1 protein-coding gene is annotated in these 241 nt (G+C 56.4%); it reads left to right on the top strand.

Going from position 1 to position 241, the window contains the following annotated elements; all coding sequences use genetic code 11:
- Window positions 1–2: 2 nt before the first annotated feature.
- On the top strand, window positions 3–241 hold a 239-nt coding region (locus tag ACCD03_RS25645), incomplete at its 3' end, for a GTP-binding protein (protein ID WP_413413299.1).

Consider the following 241-nt stretch of genomic DNA (forward strand, 5'->3'; position numbering starts at 1 on the left):
TCATTGCCCACGTTGACCATGGTAAAACCACCCTGGTAGACAAACTCTTGCGTCAATCCGGCACCCTGGAGCGCAACGAGCTCAACGACGAGCGCGTGATGGACTCCAACGACCAGGAGAAAGAGCGCGGTATTACCATTCTGGCGAAAAACACCGCCATCAACTGGAACGGCTACCACATCAACATCGTGGACACCCCGGGCCACGCCGACTTCGGCGGTGAAGTTGAACGCGTAATGTC

The sequence above is a fragment of the Ralstonia sp. Ralssp135 genome (genome assembly GCF_047304345.1).
GTDB classification, from domain to species: domain Bacteria; phylum Pseudomonadota; class Gammaproteobacteria; order Burkholderiales; family Burkholderiaceae; genus Ralstonia; species Ralstonia chuxiongensis.